This window comes from Kutzneria sp. CA-103260 (assembly GCF_018263855.1).
Lineage (GTDB): Bacteria > Actinomycetota > Actinomycetes > Mycobacteriales > Pseudonocardiaceae > Kutzneria.
Genome location: NZ_CP073318.1, coordinates 11,182,849 through 11,200,923 on the forward strand (window position 1 = coordinate 11,182,849; position 18,075 = coordinate 11,200,923).

General features: G+C 71.1%; 19 protein-coding genes. 11 read left to right on the forward strand and 8 right to left on the reverse strand.

The annotated features are described in order from the left end of the window. The first annotated feature begins 12 nt into the window (after nt 1-12). Both JJ691_RS50305 and JJ691_RS50310 read left to right on the forward strand, forming a co-directional pair. Nucleotides 13-831, forward strand: coding sequence for an NAD(P)H-binding protein (locus tag JJ691_RS50305; RefSeq protein ID WP_211766430.1), 819 nt, complete (start codon nt 13-15; stop codon nt 829-831). After that, entirely contained in the window at nt 828-1,496 is a 669-nt protein-coding gene (locus JJ691_RS50310) for an NAD(P)-dependent oxidoreductase (protein WP_211766431.1), read from the forward strand. Before JJ691_RS50305 ends, JJ691_RS50310 begins: the two co-directional genes overlap by 4 nt. Here the strand turns inward: JJ691_RS50310 and JJ691_RS50315 are convergent. Together JJ691_RS50315 and JJ691_RS50320 are read right to left on the reverse strand one after the other, a co-directional pair. Next, nucleotides 1,472-3,748, reverse strand: a complete 2,277-nt coding sequence (locus tag JJ691_RS50315) for a beta-glucosidase family protein (RefSeq protein WP_211766432.1) — start codon at nt 3,746-3,748, stop codon at nt 1,472-1,474. The genes JJ691_RS50310 and JJ691_RS50315 overlap by 25 nt on opposite strands. Next, nucleotides 3,733-4,740 carry a LacI family DNA-binding transcriptional regulator gene (locus tag JJ691_RS50320; protein ID WP_249227559.1) on the reverse strand — a complete coding sequence of 336 codons (1,008 nt, stop codon included), beginning with the start codon at nt 4,738-4,740 and terminating at the stop codon, nt 3,733-3,735. Before JJ691_RS50320 ends, JJ691_RS50315 begins: the two co-directional genes overlap by 16 nt. Before the next feature lie 133 nt (nt 4,741-4,873). Between JJ691_RS50320 and JJ691_RS50325 the strand changes: the two genes are divergently transcribed. From JJ691_RS50325 to JJ691_RS50340, 4 genes are all read left to right on the forward strand, one after another. Further along, nucleotides 4,874-6,136 (forward strand): extracellular solute-binding protein, encoded by a 1,263-nt coding sequence (locus tag JJ691_RS50325; protein WP_211766434.1) that lies wholly within the window; start codon nt 4,874-4,876, stop codon nt 6,134-6,136. Next, nucleotides 6,133-7,011: a carbohydrate ABC transporter permease gene (locus JJ691_RS50330; RefSeq protein ID WP_211766435.1), complete on the forward strand. Its 879-nt coding sequence runs from the start codon at nt 6,133-6,135 to the stop codon at nt 7,009-7,011. The genes JJ691_RS50325 and JJ691_RS50330 overlap by 4 nt, the downstream gene beginning before the upstream one ends. Then, entirely contained in the window at nt 7,008-7,826 is an 819-nt protein-coding gene (locus JJ691_RS50335) for a carbohydrate ABC transporter permease (protein ID WP_211766436.1), read from the forward strand. The genes JJ691_RS50330 and JJ691_RS50335 overlap by 4 nt, the downstream gene beginning before the upstream one ends. A 74-nt stretch (nt 7,827-7,900) precedes the next feature. After that, nucleotides 7,901-8,281: a hypothetical protein gene (locus JJ691_RS50340; protein WP_211766437.1), complete on the forward strand. Its 381-nt coding sequence runs from the start codon at nt 7,901-7,903 to the stop codon at nt 8,279-8,281. Nucleotides 8,282-8,287: 6 nt separating this feature from the next. Here JJ691_RS50340 and JJ691_RS50345 read toward each other — a convergent pair whose 3' ends face one another. Next, nucleotides 8,288-9,118 carry an NAD(P)H-binding protein gene (locus tag JJ691_RS50345; RefSeq protein ID WP_211766438.1) on the reverse strand — a complete coding sequence of 277 codons (831 nt, stop codon included), beginning with the start codon at nt 9,116-9,118 and terminating at the stop codon, nt 8,288-8,290. A gap of 15 nt (nt 9,119-9,133) precedes the next feature. After that, nucleotides 9,134-10,015, reverse strand: a complete 882-nt coding sequence (locus JJ691_RS50350; RefSeq protein WP_211766439.1) for an SDR family oxidoreductase — start codon at nt 10,013-10,015, stop codon at nt 9,134-9,136. Nucleotides 10,016-10,100: 85 nt separating this feature from the next. Here JJ691_RS50350 and JJ691_RS50355 point away from each other — a divergent pair, with 85 nt between their 5' ends. Together JJ691_RS50355 and JJ691_RS50360 are read left to right on the forward strand one after the other, a co-directional pair. Beyond that, the gene (locus tag JJ691_RS50355; protein WP_211766440.1) at nt 10,101-10,679 is read left to right on the forward strand and encodes a TetR/AcrR family transcriptional regulator; all 579 of its coding nucleotides are present in this window, start codon (nt 10,101-10,103) and stop codon (nt 10,677-10,679) included. Between the two features lie 129 nt (nt 10,680-10,808). Beyond that, nucleotides 10,809-11,486, forward strand: a complete 678-nt coding sequence (locus JJ691_RS50360) for an alpha/beta fold hydrolase (RefSeq protein ID WP_211766441.1) — start codon at nt 10,809-10,811, stop codon at nt 11,484-11,486. Here the strand turns inward: JJ691_RS50360 and JJ691_RS50365 are convergent. Continuing rightward, complete coding sequence (locus JJ691_RS50365) at nt 11,466-12,110, reverse strand: response regulator (RefSeq protein WP_211766442.1); 645 nt, start codon at nt 12,108-12,110, stop codon at nt 11,466-11,468. The two genes, JJ691_RS50360 and JJ691_RS50365, sit on opposite strands and share 21 nt — an antisense overlap. Before the next feature lie 2 nt (nt 12,111-12,112). Next, complete coding sequence (locus tag JJ691_RS50370) at nt 12,113-13,231, reverse strand: sensor histidine kinase (protein WP_211766443.1); 1,119 nt, start codon at nt 13,229-13,231, stop codon at nt 12,113-12,115. Nucleotides 13,232-13,340: 109 nt separating this feature from the next. On the opposite strand from JJ691_RS50370, the gene JJ691_RS50375 reads away from it, so the two are divergent. Together JJ691_RS50375 and JJ691_RS50380 are read left to right on the forward strand one after the other, a co-directional pair. Further along, entirely contained in the window at nt 13,341-14,009 is a 669-nt protein-coding gene (locus JJ691_RS50375; protein WP_211766444.1) for an ABC transporter ATP-binding protein, read from the forward strand. Then, nucleotides 14,006-16,336 (forward strand): FtsX-like permease family protein, encoded by a 2,331-nt coding sequence (locus tag JJ691_RS50380; RefSeq protein WP_211766445.1) that lies wholly within the window; start codon nt 14,006-14,008, stop codon nt 16,334-16,336. Before JJ691_RS50375 ends, JJ691_RS50380 begins: the two co-directional genes overlap by 4 nt. A gap of 19 nt (nt 16,337-16,355) precedes the next feature. Here JJ691_RS50380 and JJ691_RS50385 read toward each other — a convergent pair whose 3' ends face one another. Then, the gene (locus tag JJ691_RS50385) at nt 16,356-16,718 is read right to left on the reverse strand and encodes a hypothetical protein (RefSeq protein WP_211766446.1); all 363 of its coding nucleotides are present in this window, start codon (nt 16,716-16,718) and stop codon (nt 16,356-16,358) included. 34 nt (nt 16,719-16,752) lie between these two features. On the opposite strand from JJ691_RS50385, the gene JJ691_RS50390 reads away from it, so the two are divergent. Beyond that, entirely contained in the window at nt 16,753-17,172 is a 420-nt protein-coding gene (locus JJ691_RS50390; protein WP_249227560.1) for a VOC family protein, read from the forward strand. 153 nt (nt 17,173-17,325) lie between these two features. Here the strand turns inward: JJ691_RS50390 and JJ691_RS50395 are convergent, their stop codons facing one another. Next, entirely contained in the window at nt 17,326-17,958 is a 633-nt protein-coding gene (locus JJ691_RS50395; RefSeq protein ID WP_211766447.1) for a DUF998 domain-containing protein, read from the reverse strand. Nucleotides 17,959-18,075 lie beyond the last annotated feature (117 nt).

Here is an 18,075-nt window from a genome sequence, read left to right on the forward strand (position 1 = left end):
CGTCGAGGAAGCATGATCCTGGTAACCGGGGCGTCCGGCACGGTCGGCCGCCCACTCGTGGAACTGCTGGTGGCCGCCGGCCTCAAGGTGCGGGCGGTGGCACGGAACCCGGCCGGCCTGCCGCGCATCGTAGAGGTGGTGGACAAGCCGGTGCTGGAGGGAGTCACCGGCTTGTTCGCCAATCCCCGCGCGATCGGGGCCGACCTGGTCGGGGCGGCGAAAGAGCATGGCGTACGCCGGGTGGTGGCACTGTCGGCGGCGAACGTGGACGACGATCTCGACCGGCAGCCGTCACGCTGGCGAGGCGACCGCAATCGTGAGGTGGAGCGGGCGGTCACGGCCAGCGGCCTGGACTGGGTGGCGCTGCGCCCGTGGACGTTCGCGGCCAACTCGTTCGGGCTGTGGGCCGAGCAGATCCGGCGCGGCGACGAAGTGCGTGGCTCGTACGCGAAGGCAACCTGGTCGCCGATCCACGAACGCGATATCGCCGAGGTGGCGGTACGGGCGTTCCTGGACGACAACCTGCTCGGCATGCGGCCGGTGCTGACCGGGCCGGAGTCGCTGACCCAGGAGCAGATGGTGCGGACCATCGGCGACGCGATCGGCCGAGAGCTCAACTACGTGGAGGCCCCGCCGGACTTGGCCCGGCAGGCGATGGTGGCGCAGGGGCTCCCGGCGGAGTTCGCCGCCCGACTGCTGGCCATGCAGGCCCGCTCGGTGGGCGTGCCGGCGCCGGTCACCAACGAGGTGCGGCGGATCCTGGGCCGGCCGGCGCTGACGTTCGCCCGCTGGGCCGCCGACAACGCCTATGTCTTCGGGGAGAGGCCATGAAGATCACTGTTTTCGCGGCGACCGGGGGAATTGGACGCTGTGTCCTCGACCAGGCGCTGGCCGCCGGCCACGAGGTGACGGCGGTGGTGCGGGACCCCAGCAAGGTGCCGTCTACCGTGCACACGGTGCGGGCCGATCTGTCCACTGTGGAGCCTGGTGTGCTGGAGACGGCCGTCGGCGGGGCGGACGCCGTGCTGTCCGGCCTGGGGCCACGCAACGCCCGGCAGCCCAACGCGATCACCTCCGCCGGGACCAAGGCGATCATCAGCGCGATGAAGGCCACTGGCGCGCGGCGGATCGTGGTGGTGAGCGCCGCGCCGGTGTCCACGACTCCGTCCCCGGACCGGCCGAACCCGCCGCGGCACGACCCGGCGGAGGGCTTCATCATGCGGAACGTGTTGACGCCGGGCATTCGGCGGCTCTTCCACGACCACTACACGGATCTGGCGATCATGGAGGACGCGCTGCGGGCCAGCGGTCTGGACTGGACGTCGGTGCGGCCGCCGAAGCTCACGGACAAGCCGCTGACCGGCCAGTACCGCCTCGCTCACGAGCAGAACATCCGCTCCGGTGCGACCATCTCACGGGCCGATGTCGCGCACTACATGCTGGCCTGCCTGGATGATCCGTCGTCGATCGGTCACTGTGTGGGGATCGCCACCTGAGTGATCACCGGCCGCAGCACGCGATCGAACCCGACCAACCGTCGCGGGCCGGACAGTGTCACCGGCAGTGCGGCATGGATGTCCGCACTGGACCGTCCAATGCGGAGCTCCACCACGCCGGGGTCGACCTGTCGCTGTCCGGACAGCCCGGTGTAGCAGGTGAGATCGGCGTGCAGGGCGAAGTCGACCCGGACCGTGCCACCGGCCGGCAGGCTGACCCGGGCGAAGGCGATGAGCTGCTGCACCGGGCGGACCACCTCGGCGACCGGGTCATGCAGGTACACCTGGACGACCTCGGTCGCCGGCCGGTCGTTGCCGTTGTGCAGGGTCACGGACAGCCGGCACTCGCCACCGGTCGGCCAGACCGGCGGGCACGAGACGTCCAGCCAGCTGACCGAGGCGTAGGAAAGCCCGTGCCCGAAGGGAAACAGCGGCGTCGGGTCGACACTGCTGACCTCGCTGCGCTGACCCAGCACCGAGGACAGGTAGGTGGAAGGGTGGCTGGTGCCGGCACGCGGGAAGCTGACCGGCAGCCGGCCGGAGGGATCGACCCGCCCGCTGAGCACGTCGGCGAGCGCGGTCGATCCCTCCTCCCCGGGCAGGAAGCCGCACACAGTGGCGGCCAGGCGGTTGACCTGCCGGGAGATCTCGTAGGGACGGCCGACAAGCAGCACCAGCACCACGGGCGTGCCGGTGTCGAGCACGGCCTCCAGCAGTTCCTCCTGCCGTCCGGGCAGGCGGAGGTCGGCGGCGTCGCAGCCCTCGCCGGAGGTGCCGGCACCGAACATGCCGGTCCGGTCGCCGAGCACCACAACGCAGCAGTCGGCGTCCCGGGCGGCTGCCACGGCCGCGGCGATGTCGGCGTCCTCGCCGCCGAGCACCGGACAGCCCAGGGCATAGGTGACGTCGTAGTCGCGGCGCAGCGCCTCGGCCAGGGTCGGCACGGAAAGGTCAAGGGGCACATCAGGATGGTGCTGCCCGACGTGCACCGGGAACGAGTAGCAGCCCATCACCGCGTGCGGGTCGTCGGCCCGTGGGCCGATCACGGCGACCCGCCGGCCGGGCGGCAGTGGCAACTCACCCTTGTTGTGCAGCAACACGATCGACCGTCGGGCCAGCTCCAGGGCCAAGGACCGGGACTCCGCCGGATCCAGGTCGACGGGGCCGGCGGGCTCGGGGGAGTAGTCGTCGTCGAGCAGGCCCAGTTCCCACTTCTGCGTCAGCACACGGGAAACCGCGCGGTCGATCAGTCCGATGTCGACGGTCCCGTCGTCGATGGCGGCCAGCAGCGGTGCTCCGAAACAGTTCACGGTCGGCAGCTCGACGTCGATGCCGGCCCGCAGCGCCAGACCGGCGGCTTCCCCCGGTGTGCCGACGACCTTGTGCAACGTCTCCAGGAACGACACGGCGAAGTAGTCGGCGACGACGGTGCCGGTGAAGCCGTACTCCTCCCGGAGTCGTCGGGTCAGCAGGGATTCGTCGGCGGCGGCCGGGATGCCGTCGTTGTCGGTGTACGCGTTCATCACCGACCGCGCACCTGCCCGCAGCGCCATCTCGAACGGCGGCAGCAGCACGTCGGCCAGCTCACGCGGGCCCATCGACACCGGCCCGAAGTTGCGGCCGGCCCGGGACGACGAGTAGCCGACGAAGTGCTTGAGGGTGGCCACGATCCCGGCCGACTCCAGGCCGCGCACGTACGCGCTGCCGATCACGCCGACCAGGAAGGGATCCTCGCCGATGGTCTCCTCGACCCGACCCCATCGCAGGTCCCGCACCACGTCCAGGACAGGCGCGAGCCCTTGGTGCACGCCGAGCGACCGCATGCCCCGGCCGATCGCCGCCCCCATCCGCTCCACGATCTCCGGGTCGAAGGTGGCGCCCCAGCACAGCGGTGCCGGGAAGATCGTCGCCTGCCACGCGGTCAGTCCGGTCAGGCACTCCTCGTGCACCATGGCCGGAATGCCGAACCGGTTGGCCGCCATGATCCGCCGCTGGCTGCGGGCCAGCGCGCGGGCGCCCAGCTCCGGATCCACCGGCCGAGTGCCGAAAACCCGGGTCAGCTGGCCGATGCCGTGCCGGGTGGCGGTGTCGAAGTCGACCGGCTCGGCCGCCATGTCGTGCTGGTGCGGGGCCACGCCGCCGCCCTCGTCCACGCCGACCCAGATGCCTTGCAACTGGGCCACTTTCTCCGCGACGGTCAGCCGCGCCAGCAGATCGCGGACCCGGTCCGGCGGCTCTACCGCGGGGCGCATGTCGACCCCCGCACGACGAGATGGGTGTCCAGGGTGACGTGGGTCTTGTCGATCTCCTCGCCGCGCACCAGCCGGACCAGCATCTCGACGGCCTGCCGGCCCATCACCTTGATCGGCTGGTCCACGGTGGTCAGCGGCGGCATGTTCAGCGCCGACTCGGGGATGTTGTCGAAGCCGACCACGGACAGCTCCTCGGGCACGGCCAGGCCCAGCTCCGCGGCCACGTCGACGGTGGCGATCGCCGACACGTCGTTCGCCGCGAAAACCGCACTCGGTGGCGTCTCATGGGACAAAAGCCGCCTTGCCGCCGCCGCGGACACCACCGGGTCGTAGTCGCCGGGCAGCACCAGCGCCGGATCCACCGGCACGCCGGCGTCGGCCATCGCCTCCCGGAAGCCGCGCTCGCGCAGCCGGGCCGACTGGAGGTCCTCGCGCCCGGTGAGCATCGCGATTCGCCTGTGCCCCAGCGAAAGCAGGTGCTCAACGGCCAGTCGGGCGCCGGTCAGGTTGTCCGAGTCGACGGTCGGCAGGCCGGACGGGCCGGTGTGCGGGTCGACCGCCACCACCGGGGCGTCGAAGCGCACGTCGAGCACGCTCGGCGTGACCAGCACGGCCCCGTCGACCAGGGTGCCGGACAGCCGGGACAGGTAGCGCCGCTCCCAGCCGAGCTTGTCCCCGGTGCGGCCGCCGGCCGAGTAGACCACCAGCTCGTAGCCGGTGTCCCGGATCGCGTCGGCCGCGCCCTTGAGCAGTTCGGTGCTGAACGGCTCGATGTCGGCGACCAGGATGCCGATCACGTTGGTCCGGTGGTTGCGCAGGCTCTGGGCCACCAGGCTGGCCTCGTAGCCCAGTTCGGCGATGACCGCGCGGACCTTCGCCATGGTGTCGGCGGACACCCCGTAGCGGTCGTTGATGACCTTGGAGACGGTCGCCACCGACACGCCGGCGCGGGCGGCGACGTCCCGGATGGTGACCCGTGAGCTCGGCTGCACGGCTCCGACGATAGCGATGTAAAACGTTATCGACAACGATTGACACGAGGTCGGGGCCGTCGCAGACTGTGGCACCACATCTGGGCCAACGAGCCCGGTCCCGCCGGCCGACGTCGTCAGGAGTGGACCTGTCATGCGAAGCATCCGGCCGTTAGCTGCCCTGGCCGCCGCGCTGCTGCTCGCCGCGTGCGGCTCGACCGGAACCACCGGTTCCGGCGCGCTCACCTGGTGGCACAACGGCACTTCCGACCCGCTCAAGAGCCTGTGGCAGTCGGTGGCCGACGGCTACCACGCCGCGCACCCGGACGTCACGGTCACCGTCGACCCGATCCAGAACGAGCAGTTCCAGACCAAGGTGCCGCTGGCCCTGCAGTCCGACTCGCCGCCCGGGCTCTACCAGCAGTGGGGCGGCGGGCAGGAGGCCAGCCAGATCAAGTCCGGCAAGGTGCTGGACCTGACCTCGTCGGTGTCGGGCTGGATCGGGCAGCTGGGCCAGGCCGCCGCCGGCTGGCAGGTGGACGGCAAGCAGTACGGCGTGCCCTACGACCAGCACGTCGTCGGCTTCTGGTACCGCAAGGACCTGTTCGCCCAGGCGGGCATCAGTGCGCCGCCGGCGACGATGGCGGACTTCGGCGCGGCCATCGACAAGCTGCGCGCCGCCGGTGTCACGCCGGTGGCCATCGGCAGCAAGGACCGCTGGCCGGACGCCTTCTACTGGGACTACTTCGCGGTCCGCGAGTGCGCCACCGACGTGCTCAAGCAGTCGGTCAAGACGTTGAAGCTGGACGACCCGTGCTGGCTGAAGGCGGGCCAGGACCTGGCCGCGCTGCTGGCCAAGAACCCGTTCCAGCAAGGCTTTCTCGGCACGCCGGCGCAGCAGGGGGCCGGCAGCTCGGCCGGCATGGTGGCCAACGGGCAGGCCGCGATGGAGCTCCAGGGCGACTGGGAGCCCGGCACCATGGCGTCGCTGACCGAGGACAAGGACTTCGCCGGCAAGCTCGGCTGGTTCCCGTTCCCCACGGTCGAAGGCGGAGCCGGCGACCCGGGCGTGACCCTGGGCGGCGGCGACGGCTTCTCCTGCACCACGGCCGCCCCGCCGGCCTGCCCCGACTTCCTCAAGTACATCGCCAGCACGGACGTGCAGACCAAGTTGGCGGCCGCCGGCATCGGGCTGCCGGTCAACCCGGACGCCGCCTCGGCGCTGAAGGACCCGACCCTCAAGGCGGTCTTCGACTACAGCCGCAAGGCGACTTATGTGCAGACCTACTTCGACGTGGCCATGCCGACCGCCGTCGGGCAGGCGCTCAACGACGCCATCGCCAACTTCATGGCGGGCAAGGGAACCCCGGCCGGCATCGTGCAGTCGGTCGGCCAGGCGGCGACGGGGGACCGGTGACCCGCAGGCTCGAACTGGCCCTGCTGCTCGGTCCCGCGCTGCTGCTGTTCGTCGGCTTCGTGCTTGCGCCCATCGGCGTCGCCGCGTACTACAGCCTCTACGACTGGCAGGGTTTCGGCTCGCTGACCGACTTCGTCGGCCTCGGCAACTACCGGGACGTGCTGACCGGCGCCGTGTTCCAGGGCGCCGTTCTGCACAACCTGGTGATCGTCGTGCTGTCGCTGGTCGTCCAGCTGCCGATCAGCGTGTCGATGGCGTTGCTGCTCAACCGAAAGCTGCGCGGCCGGGCCGTCCTGCGGCTGGTGGTGTTCGCCCCGTACGTGCTGTCCGAGGCCACCACCGCGGTCATCTGGCTGCTCATCCTGCAACCCGGCGGCTTCGTCGACCAGGTGCTGTCGGCGTTCGGCCTGCACGGCCTGATCCATCAGTGGCTGGCCGATCCCCGGGTCGTGTTGCTCACCCTGTTCGTGGTGATCACGTGGAAGTACATCGGCTTCGGCATCATCCTGCTGCTGGCCGGTCTGCAGGGCATCCCCCGCGAGCTCCGCGAGGCCGCCGCCCTCGACGGCGCCTCGGCCTGGCAAGCCACCCGTCGGGTCGTGCTTCCCTTGCTGGGCCCCACCGTCCGCATCTGGATCTTCCTCAGCGTGATCGGGTCGCTCCAGCTGTTCGACGTCGTCTGGATCATGACCCTCGGCGGCCCGGCCAACGCCTCCACGACCATGGCCACCTACCTCATCGACCACGGCTTCAAACGCTACGAGTTCGGCTACGGCAGCGCGGTCGCGGTGGTGCTGTTCATCATCTGCTTCGCGTTCGCCCTGGTGTACCAGCGGTTCGCGCTGCGGCGGGACACGGAAGGGGCGCTGCGATGACCAAACCCGCCACCGTCATCGCCTATCTCGCCGCCGTCCTCGTCCTCGGCATCACCGTGGTGCCACTGCTGTTCGTCGTGATCGGCGGCTTCCGCACCACCGCCCAGGTCAACGCCGCCCCGGTCGGCTGGCCGAGTCCCTGGGTGGTCGACAACTTCACCGCCATCCTCGGGGCATCCGCGTTCTGGCAGTTCCTGTGGAACAGCGCCGTGATCGCCGTGATCGCCACGGCGCTGGCGGTGGGGTTCGGGGCGATGGCGGGATTTGCCCTGTCGCGCTACCGGTTTCCCGGCCGGGAGGCGCTGTACGGTCTGTTCACCATCGGCCTGCTGTTCCCGCTGGCCGTGGCGTCGCTGCCGCTCTACCTCCTGCTGCGGCAGATCGGCTTGCTGGAGAACCCGCTGGGAGTGGCGATTCCGGAGGCGGCCTTCTCGCTGCCGGTGACGATCCTCATCCTGCGGCCTTTCATGCTGGAGATACCCCAGGAGGTAGAGGACGCGGCGGTCCTGGACGGGGCGTCGCGGATGGGGTTCTTCTGGCGGATCCTGCTGCCACTGTCGATGCCGGCGCTGAGCACCGTGACAGTGCTTGCCTTCGTCACCAGCTGGAACGCCTACCTGTTGCCGCTGCTGGTGTTCAACGACCAGTCGCACTTCACGCTGCCGCTCGGGGTGGCGACCTTCCAGTCCCAGTACTCCCAGGACACGGCTCGGATCCTGGCCTTCACCACCCTGTCGATGGTGCCGGCGCTGGGCGTGTTCGTGCTGGCCGAACGCCGCATCGTCGGCGGCCTCAGCGGTTCGGTGAAGGGCTGATCGGCCGAAAGTCATAGCCGGGTCTGGCTGCAGGCAGAGGCGGGGCCGGCACGGGGCGGACGAGTATTCCGGTCATGACGAACACTCGCCTGCTCCCCGCGCTGGCCCTGCTCGCGACCGGCGGCCTGCTCGCGGCCTGCGGCGGCAAGAGCTACACCTACGAGGTCGCGGTCCAGGTCGACGGCCAGGGCAGCGCGCAGATCACCATCGAGTACCCGACTCAGCCCGGCAACTCCGACAACAAGACCCCGGCCAGCACCCCGACGACCGCCACCACCACCGAAACCCTGCCGTTCCACCGCATGCTGCTCGCCGCCGGCCTCGGCCACGTCTCCGTCGCGGCCAAGTCCGCCGACGGCAAGCCGGTCAGCTGTGCGATCACCGTGGAGAAGGACACCCCGGTCAAGGGCACGGCCAAGTGCGACGCCGACATCACCGAGAGCACGGCCAACTGATGATTCTCAGCGGAAATCGTCAGCGTGGCTGATGGCCCACTGGGCATAGCTGTGCGCCGGCGCACCGGTGATCTTCTCGACGATGGACGAGGTCGGGGCCGGCACGCGGGCGGCGGCCGCCCACTGGCCCACGATCGCCGCCGCCACAACCGGATGCATCGTCCGGCCGACCTCCGCGCGGGCCTCATCCTCGGAGACGTGCTCGATCCCGATGGTGCGTCCGATGGCGTCACCGATGTGCTCGACCTGGCGTTGCAGGGTCAGGGATTCGGCCCCGTAGATGGTGTACGCCTGGTGCGAATGGCCCGGCTCGGTCAGGGCGGCCACCGCGAGCGCGGCGATGTCCTTCTCGTGCACCGGCGCCGTCCGGGCCAGTGGATAGGGCAGGCGGACGACGTTGTCGGCGCGGATCGAGCCGGCCCACCAGGTGCGAGTGTTGGTGGCGAAGCTCCCCGGCCGCAGGAACGTCCAGTCCAGTCCGGCTCGTTGGACGGCCTGTTCGATCGCGCGGTTCACGCGGGGGACCGGGTGGTCGGCGTCCGGGTCCAGCACCGACACCGACGACAGCAGCACCACCTGCCGGATCCCCGCGGCCGCGGCCGCCGCGAGGACCTTTTCGGTGTCGTACGGCTGCTGGGGATCGAGCATTCCGTACAGGAACATCCGGTCCGCGCCGTCGAACGCCGCCGGCAGCGTCTCGGGGTGATCGAGGTCGGCCTGGACGGTGTCCGGCCCGGGGGTTCTGCTGACTGCTCTGACCTGCGCGCCGGCGGCCAGCAGGCCGTCGACCACGTGCCGGCCCACGTTGCCGCGAGCGCCGAAGACGACTGTCGTCATGACGAGAACCTCCGCTCAGGCCTGGATGTTTTCGAGGTCGGCCAGCAGGCTCGGGTGCTTCGGCTGCCAGCCGAGCACCTGCCGGGTGTGGGCGCTGGACGCCGGCTGGTCGGCGGCGAAGATGACGCCGAGCGGGCCGTAGGTCTCCGCCGGCACGGACTCGACGGGCAGGCCCAGCCGTCGGCCGATGACCGCCGCGATGTCGCGCACCTGGTCGCCCTCGTCGTCCACGGCATGCCAGGAGGTGCCGGCTTCCGCCTGCTCCAGGGCGAGCCGGAACAGGACCGCGGCGTCGAGGGCGTGCACAGCCGGCCAGCGCTGCGTGCCGTCGCCCGGGTAGCCGGACACCCCGCTCTGACGCGCGATCCCGGTCAGCACGCCGGCGAATCCGCCCGTTCCCTCGTTGTGGACGGTCCGTGGCAGGCGGACGGCCGAGCTCCGCACCCCGCGCGAGGCCAGGCCCAGGACTCCGGCGACCGCACGGCCGCGACCGCCGACCGGTCCCTCGGTCGGAATGGGGTCGGTCTCGGTGGAGGCGCGGCCTGGCACGGCGGGCGTGCCCGAGCAGGCGACGAAGGGCCGGTCGCTGCCGACGAGTGCCTCGCCGAGCGTGGCTAACGCGGTGCTCTCCTCGGCGACTGCGTTGGCCAGGGCCGCGGGGCTGCTGAAGTCGTTCGCGAAGGCCAGGTGGATCACGCCGTCGGCCTGGGCGGCGCCGGCCCGCAGCACGTCCAGGTCGGCCAGGCCGCCCCGGATCGGCTCGGCGCCGGCCGTCGAGGCGGCCCGCGCGGAGGCGTCGGAGCGGGCGAGGGCGAGGACGGTGTGGCCGTTGCCGATCAGCTCGGCGACGACGGCGGACCCGATCAGCCCGGTGCCGCCGGTGATGAAGACGCGCATGGCGCTCTCCCGTGAGTGATGGGACTCTTGTCTCATCACCGTAGCAGAGTGATGGGACAAAGATCCCGTCGCATATGATGGTCCCATGGGTCGATGGGAGCCGGGCGCGCGTGAGCGCCTCGTCATGGCGGCCGTCGACCTGTTCACCGAGCAGGGCTACGACGCCACGACGGTGGCGCAGATCGCCGAGCGCGCCGGGGTCACCAAGAGCACCTTCTTCCGGCACTTCCCCGACAAGCGCGAGCTGCTGGTCGCCGGGCAGGAGACGCTGAGCCAACTGCTGACCGAGGGCATCGCCGAGGCGCCCGCCGACGCCAGCCCGCTCGAGGCGGTCGCCGCCGGTCTGGAGCGCGCCTCGACCGCGATGGGCCCGATGAGCCGGGAGATCGCCCCCCGGCTGAAGGCGGCCGTCGCCGCCTGCCGCGAACTCCAGGAGCGCGACGCGCTCAAGAGCGTCAGCCTCGCGGCCGCCATGACCGCTGCCCTGGTCGCCCGCGGCGTGCCCGATCCGACCGCCGCCCTCGCCAGTGAGCTCGGTGTCCTCGCCTTCAAGCGGGGGTACGCCGAATGGTCCGAAGGTGACCGTGCCGTCGAGGACGGGCTCGTCGCCCATCTCTTGGCGGCCCTCGACGAGCTGCGCGCGGCGAGCGCGTCGCTGGGCTGATCGGGCAGATTGTCCGGACGCCCAGGCATCATGCGCGGGCGGCGGCCGGTGACACCCGGACATTGATCGCGATCAGGGCAGGCCTACCGTTGTTGCCGGAATATCGGCACAGAGCTATAGGGGACAGGCATGCCCGCGGTGGAGATAGTCCTGGTGCACGGCTCGTGGCACGGCTCGTGGTGCTGGGAACTGCTGCGTCCGGAGCTGGACAAGCTGGGCCGGGTGACGCACGTTGTCGACCTGCCGAGCATGACGGGTGCGCAGTACGGCGTCGAGGCGGACGCGAAGGTGGTCCGGGAGAAGGTGGACTCGATCGACGGGCCGGTGCTGCTGGTCGGCCACTCCTACGGCGGTGAGGTGGTGTCGCAGGCGTCCGTGCGGGCCGGCAACATCGCGCGGCTGGTCTACCTCGCGGCGTTCCAGATCGATGACGGCCAGTCGCCATTGGCGCTGTCCGGCCGGGAGCTGCCGGCCGACCTGGAGTTCGTGCCGCCGTTCGACAATCCGATCGACACGTTCTACGCCGACGTGCCGGCGGACGTCGCCCGGGACGCGGTGGCCAGGCTGCGGCCGCAGAGCGCGCAGGCGGCCCGGGACCGGCAGATCGGCGCCGGCTGGCGGGACATTCCGTCCACATACATCGTGTGCGAGCAGGACAAGGCGGTGCCGCCGGCCGTCCAGGAGGAAATGGCCCGGCAGGCCGACGACGTCCGCCGGCTCGACGCCAGCCACTCGCCGTTCCTGTCCATGCCGTCGGAGCTGGCCGCGCTGCTGGCCGACATCGCCTCAGCGGTCGACAACTCCTGACTGCCAGGCCCACATGGCGATCTCCACCCGGTTGCGGGCGGACAGCTTCGTCTGCACGTTGCCCAGGTGCGTCTTCACCGTGCCGACGGAGATGAACAGCCGCTCGGCGATCTCGGTGTTGGTCAGCCCCCGGGCCACCAGCCGCACCACGTCCAGCTCCCGGGCCGACAGGTCGGCCGACAGCGGCGTCGAGGACGGGGAACTGAGCTGCCGCAACAGTTTCACCGTGATCGCCGGGCTGACCAGGGCCTCGCCGGCGGCGGCCGCGCGGACCGCCTCGACCAGCAGGGCCGAGCCGGAGTCCTTGAGCAGGAAGCCGTACGCGCCGCCGCGCAGGGCCTGGTAGACGTACTCGTCGTTGTCGAAGGTGGTCACCACGACCACCTTCGGCCCGGCGGCCAGGCCCGGCCGGGTCAGCCGGCGCAGCGCCTGCAGACCGTCCATCTTGGGCATTCGGATGTCCATCAGCACCACGTCCGGGGCCAGCTTCCGCGCCAGCTCGACGGCGTGCACGCCGTCCACCGCCTCGCCGACGACCTCGATGTCGTCCTCGGCGGCCAGGATCATCGCGAGGCCGGCGCGGATCATGGCCTGGTCGTCGGCGATCAGCACCTTGATGGGCAAGCTCAGTTCCTTCCCACGGGCAGGCTTGCGGCGACGAGCCAGCCGCCGGCGGCCCGCGGCCCGGCCTCGATGCTGCCACCCAGCGCCGACACCCGTTCGCGCAGCCCCCGCAACCCGAAGCCGCCGCGCCCGGTGTGCTTGCCGCGGCCGTCGTCGGTCACCTGCACCCGCACCCACTCGCCGGACCTGGACACCGACACGGAGACTTCCCGCGCGCCGTCCGCATGCTTGCGCACGTTGGTCAGCGCCTCCATCACCACTCTGTGCACAGTGGACTGAAGTTCGGGCGGCAGGTCGCCGAATTCTCCGTCCAGCTCAAGATTCGCGCCCGCGCCGAATTCCGTGACCAGCGTCCGCACGTCGTCCACTGTCGCGAGTGGACTGAAGTCGGTCGTGGCGTCGCCCTCCCGCAACAGGCCGACCATGCGCCGCATGGTGGCCATCGCCTCGGTGCCGGCCTGCTCGATCCGCTCCAGCGCCGGCAGCACCAGTTCGGGCTTCTTCTCGGCCATCGCGCGGGCGCCCTGGGCCAGCAGCACGATGCCGGTGACGTGATGGCCGACGTAGTCGTGCAGGTCGCGGGCGAAGTCGGCCCGCTGGGACAGCCGGATCGCCGTTTCCTGGCGCTCCCGGCTGATCACCACCAGCCGGGCCGCCACCCCGGCGGCGACCGCCACCACCAGCATCAACGACAGCGCGAGCGCGGCGATCACGTTGACGTCGCTGTACCGCGGCAGGATTGGTTGCAGCACCACGGCCGCCGACACGAGCGGCACGGTGATCACCGCCAGCACGGTCCGGCCGCGCCAGGCGATCAGCATGATCAGGAAGCCGAGCGCGACCGTTGCGGCGAAGGCGAGCGGCGCACGCCTGGTGCTCTGTGCGGCGGTGATCACCGTGCCCACGAACATGCCCGCCGCCGGCAGCAACGTGATGAGCGGCAGTGTCACCGGGCCCAGTGCGGAGCCGGCCAGCGCGACCAGGGCGGCCAGCACGCCGATACCGAGCTCGACCAGGCCGAGGGTGTCGCCGCGGATGGTGCCGACGAGGTAGTCGAAGCCGCCCAGCACGAGCAGCAGGGCCGCGCCGGCGAGCCAGCACAGTGCCCACAGGTAACGCATGCCCGGCAGCCTAACCAGTCCGGCGGAGTCCGCAGGTCGGCCGAAAGTCATAGCCGGACCCGTCCAAGGACAGAGGCGGGCCGGCGGTCGTGACGGCGAGGCTGAGGACATGTCAGCAGCGATCAGCGCGATCGACCTGGTCAAGGTCTACGGGCGCGGGGCGGCGCGAGTTCGGGCGCTGGACGGGGTGAGCGTCGAGTTCGGCCGAGCCCGGCTCACCGCCATCGTCGGCCCTTCCGGCTCCGGCAAGTCCACCCTCATGCAGTGCCTGGCCGGTCTCGACGCGCCCACGTCCGGGCGGGTGCTGCTCGGCGACACCGACCTCACCGCGCTGTCCGACGGCCGGTTGACCCGGCTGCGGCTGGACCGCGTCGGCTTTGTCTTCCAGTCCTTCAACCTGCTGCCCCAGTTGACCGCAAGGGAGAACATCCTGTTGCCGGCCAGCCTGGCCGGCCGGTCCGTCGACCAACGCCGGTTCGGCGAGCTGGTCGACCTGCTCGGCCTGGCCGACCGGCTGCGGCACCTGCCGTCCGAGCTGTCCGGCGGCCAGCAGCAGCGGGTGGCCATCGCGCGGGCCATGCTCGGCCGGCCTGAGGTGGTCTTCGCCGACGAGCCCACCGGCAACCTGGACTCGGCCGCCGGCGCGCAGGTCCTGGAGCTGCTGCGGGCGGCGGTGCGGGACTTCGGGCAGACGATTGTCCTGGTCACCCACGATCAGGTCGCCGCATCGTACGCGGACCAGATCGTCAGCATGAGTGACGGTCAGGTGGCGGCATGAACTTCACCGCCACCCACCTGCGGGGCGTGCTGCGCAAGCCGGCCCGGCTGGCCCTGACCGGCATCGCCATCGCGGTCGCCGCGTTCTTCGCCACGGCGGCCATGCTGACCCACGACATCGCCAAGGCCGCCGCCTACAGCACGATCACCAGCATTCCGCCCGGCGTGGACGAGGTGGCCGAGGCCACCGGCGACGATCCGGCGACCCAGCTGGACAAGATCCGCCACACGCCCGGTGTCGTCGAGGCCGCCGGCCGGCTGGTCGCGCCGCTGACCGTGGACGGCCGGCGGCTCCAGCTCACCGCCGACCCGGGAACCGGCCCGCTGAGCCGGATCCGGGTCGAGTCCGGCACGTATCCGACCGAACCGGGCAAGATCGCCGCCTCGACCACCGCCGGGCTGGCGATCGGGTCGACGGTGCCGGTGGGCGGAAAGTCGTTGACCGTCACGGCGATCGTGGACGCGCCGTCGGCCGACGGGCCGGCTGTCTATATCACCGACACCAACCTGCTCGCGGTGACGCCGGCCCGGCTGACCCGCATCGACATCAAGGGATCGGCCACCCTCCCGTTGGTGCGGAGCGCCGACGAGGCCCGGCAGGCGGAGATCGACAAGGCCGGCAGCAGGGTCGAGCAACTGCTGGCGGTGCTGACGGCGTTCGTGGTCGTAGCGGTGATCGCCGCGTTGCTGGTCGCCACCTCCACGTTCCGAATCGTGTTCGCGCAACGGATCCGGCAGACCGCGCTGCTGCGGGCGGTCGGCGCACCGCGACGGAAGCTCGTGCGCGCCTTCGTCGCCGAAGGTGCCGTGGTCGGTTTCGTCGCCGGCCTGCTCGGCACCGCGGCGGCCATCGGAGTCGGCTTCCTGGTGGCGTTCCTGCTCGGTGTGAGCGGGCCTGGGCCGGTGCTGGCCTTCACGCCGCTGGTGGTCCTGGTGTCCGTCCTGGTGACCATGCTGGCCGCGCTGGCGCCGGCTCGTTCCGCGACCAGGGTGTCGCCGCTGGAGGCGCTGCGGGTCACCGACACCGAGCGTGATTCGTCGACGGCGAGCTGGCTGCGAGTCGGGATCGGCGTGGTGTTGTTGGCAGCGTCGGGATTCGTGGTGAACACCGCGTTCGGTGACGGCATCACCGACACCTCGCGGCCGGGCGGCAGCACGTTGCACTTCCTGCTGCTGACCATCGCCAGCGGCACGGTGACGTTCTGCGCCCTGCTGGCGCTCGGACCGGTGTTGTTGCGGCCGATGCTGCGGGGCATCGGCGCTGTGCTCGCCCCGCTGGGGCCGACGGGTCGCCTTGCCGTGCAAGGAGTTGGCGGCGCGCCCCGGCGAGCGGCGGCCGTCTCGGCGGTGGTGGCGTTGGGCACCGGGCTGCTGACCGGCGTGCTGGTCGGCGGCGAGACCGTGCGCACCTTCAACGACGCCCAGGTCGCGGCCGGACTACCGGCCGACGTCAAAGTGACGGCGTCTCAGGAGGGCCAACCGATTCCCGCCGACGTGCTGGCCCAGCTGCACGGGCTGTCGTTCCGCGTCTCGCGGCAGGACATCGTGGTCAACGGGGCCAAGTGGAACCTGAATGTGTCTGATGTGGACATCCCGAAGCTTCCGCTGTTCAACGAGATCCGGGCGGCCGCCGGCTCGCTGGACGATCTCGGCCCCGGCCGGGCGGCCATCTCCGCCGCCGAGGCCCACATGCTGAACGCCCAGGTCGGCGACACGATCACGGCCGGCGACCGGCAGATCCGCATCGCCGCGATCGTCGTCGGCGAGAACATCGCCGGCACACTGATGGTGTTCGACCATGACGACCTGAGCCACCTCGGCGTGCCCGAGCAGCCGACCAACGTGCTGCTGACCACCGACCATCCGCAGAGCTACGGGCCCGGCGTGCAGGTGGAGGTGCTGTCCCAGGACCGGGACCGGCAGCGTGATCTGGTGGCCTCGCTGGAGATCCTCGGTCTGTCGGTGCTGGCGCTCACGCTGCTGATCGCGATCGTCGGCGTCGGCACCACCGCCGCGCTGTCGGTGGTCGAGCGGCGGCGGGAATCCGGCATGCTGCGGGCGATCGGCCTCACCCGGCTGGCGCTGGGTGGCATGACTGTGTCGGAAGCCGCGCTGCACGGCGTGATTGGAGTCCTCTTCGGACTGATCATCGGCGTGCCGCACGCGTGGCTGGCGGTGCTGTCGCTCGGCCTCGGCGCGCCGCTGGCCGTGCCGGTCCCGACCCTGCTGGCCGCGGCCGCCGGCCTGGTCGCGCTGACGATGCTCGCCGGTCTGCTGCCGGCCCGCCGCGCCGCACGGGAGAGCCCGGTGTCGGCGATGCGGATCTAGCCGTGCCCGGCGAACCCCGTCACAGGTCGGGCAGCGGGTCCGGCGGCAGCTCGCCGGCCCCGCGCTCCAGGTCGGCGGCGTTGAGCACGGCGACGTACTCCTCGTCCAGCTCGTACTCGAGCCCGCCGAGCCGGAACGTCGCGCCCAGGTGCAGGGTGACCGGGCCGAGCCGGGTCTGCCGCGGGTACTCCGCCTCCACCGCCTTGGGCATGTGCCGGCTCCAGCGCCCGGTGGTCAGCACTTTCAGCGCCTTGCGGCTGACCACGACCAGCACGTACGGCCGCGAGCTCAGCACCAGGGAGGCGGGGAAGATGAAGCGGATCTCGTCGTCGGGATCGAGGAACCGGCGCGCCGCGGCACGGACATCTTCGGTGACTGGCACCTGGCCAGCGTAGAACCGTGCCAGGCTGCGTGGTGTGGAAACCGTGCCGATTCTCCGTCAGGTTGTGCTCGACACCACCGACGCCCGCGGGCTGGCCGAGTTCTACCGCCAGCTGCTCGGGTTGCACTACCGCCAGGGCGACGAGCCGCCCGCCCCCGGCGAACCCGACCCGAACGGCCACGACTGGCTGGTGCTGCGCAACCCGGGCGGCACCCAGATCGCGTTTCAGCAGGTCGACGTGCTGCCGGCGGCGACATGGCCGGACGGCGAGCAGCCTCAGCAGCTGCACCTCGACCTGATCGTGTCGACCATCGACGAGCTCAATGCCGTGCACGAGCGGACCCTGGCGTTGGGGGCGCGGATGCTGGAGGACCGATCGGCGGATCCGCGGGAGCCCCTGTACGTCTACGCCGACCCGTCCGGCCACCCGTTCTGCGTCTTCGTCGCCCCCTAGCCGCCGTTTCGATGGGAAGGGGGCTTTCTCCGCATTGAACGCAGGGAAAGCCCCTTTCCCAGCAGAAAGTGAGGACGAATCGCCCAGCGACAGGTAGCCGCTGTCTTTACGAGTGGCGGCAACGGATCGCGGACGTGCGGGCCGGCCTGGCGGTCACGTCCGGACTGTGACGGCGTTGGCCGGCACTGCCAGCGCCGCCAGGGCAAGCACCTCGGTGAAGGCAAGGCCGCGTTCCATCAGCCCGAGCGGGATCAGCTCCCACCAGTTGCCGCCGACCACGATGCCCACCGGCACCGCGGCGAGGATGGCGACGAACCACCCGAGCGAGGCCCAGCCCAGCACGCGCGCCAGCGTGCGCCGCCCCGGCGCGTCCGGGAAAGCAGCGCCGGCCGCGCACAACACGGCGATCGGCAACGCCACGAAGGCGATCACGCTGGCGCTCCGGTGCAGCGTGCCGCCGACCGTGCCCGCGCCCTGGACCGCCCAGTTCGTCTTGGGGAACGCCACGATCACCAGCAGCCCCACCGTCCACAGCGAGCCCAGCACCACCGACGCTGTCGGCAGCCGGCGCTGCGCGCGGAGCACTGCGACGATCGCCGCCGACCCGGCCGCCACCAGCAGCACCGCGAGGTTGAAGAGCCAACTGTTGTCAGTCAGCCCGTACTGGCTGATGGTCTGCCGCAGCACGCTGACGTCGTCGGACGAGGGCAGCACGCCCAGCAGCGCGATCAGCGCGGCCCCGACGGCCAGCGCGCCGATGCCCAGGGTGCGGACGCGGGTGCTCATGCCTCCACCGTCGCCGGTGATCTTGAGCGTTTCCTGGGCGTGGGCTGTCGGTCCGCTGTCGGGATCGACGTCACATATTCGCCGTTCCGTCGGCGGCCATTCGTTCCCCGCATGGGA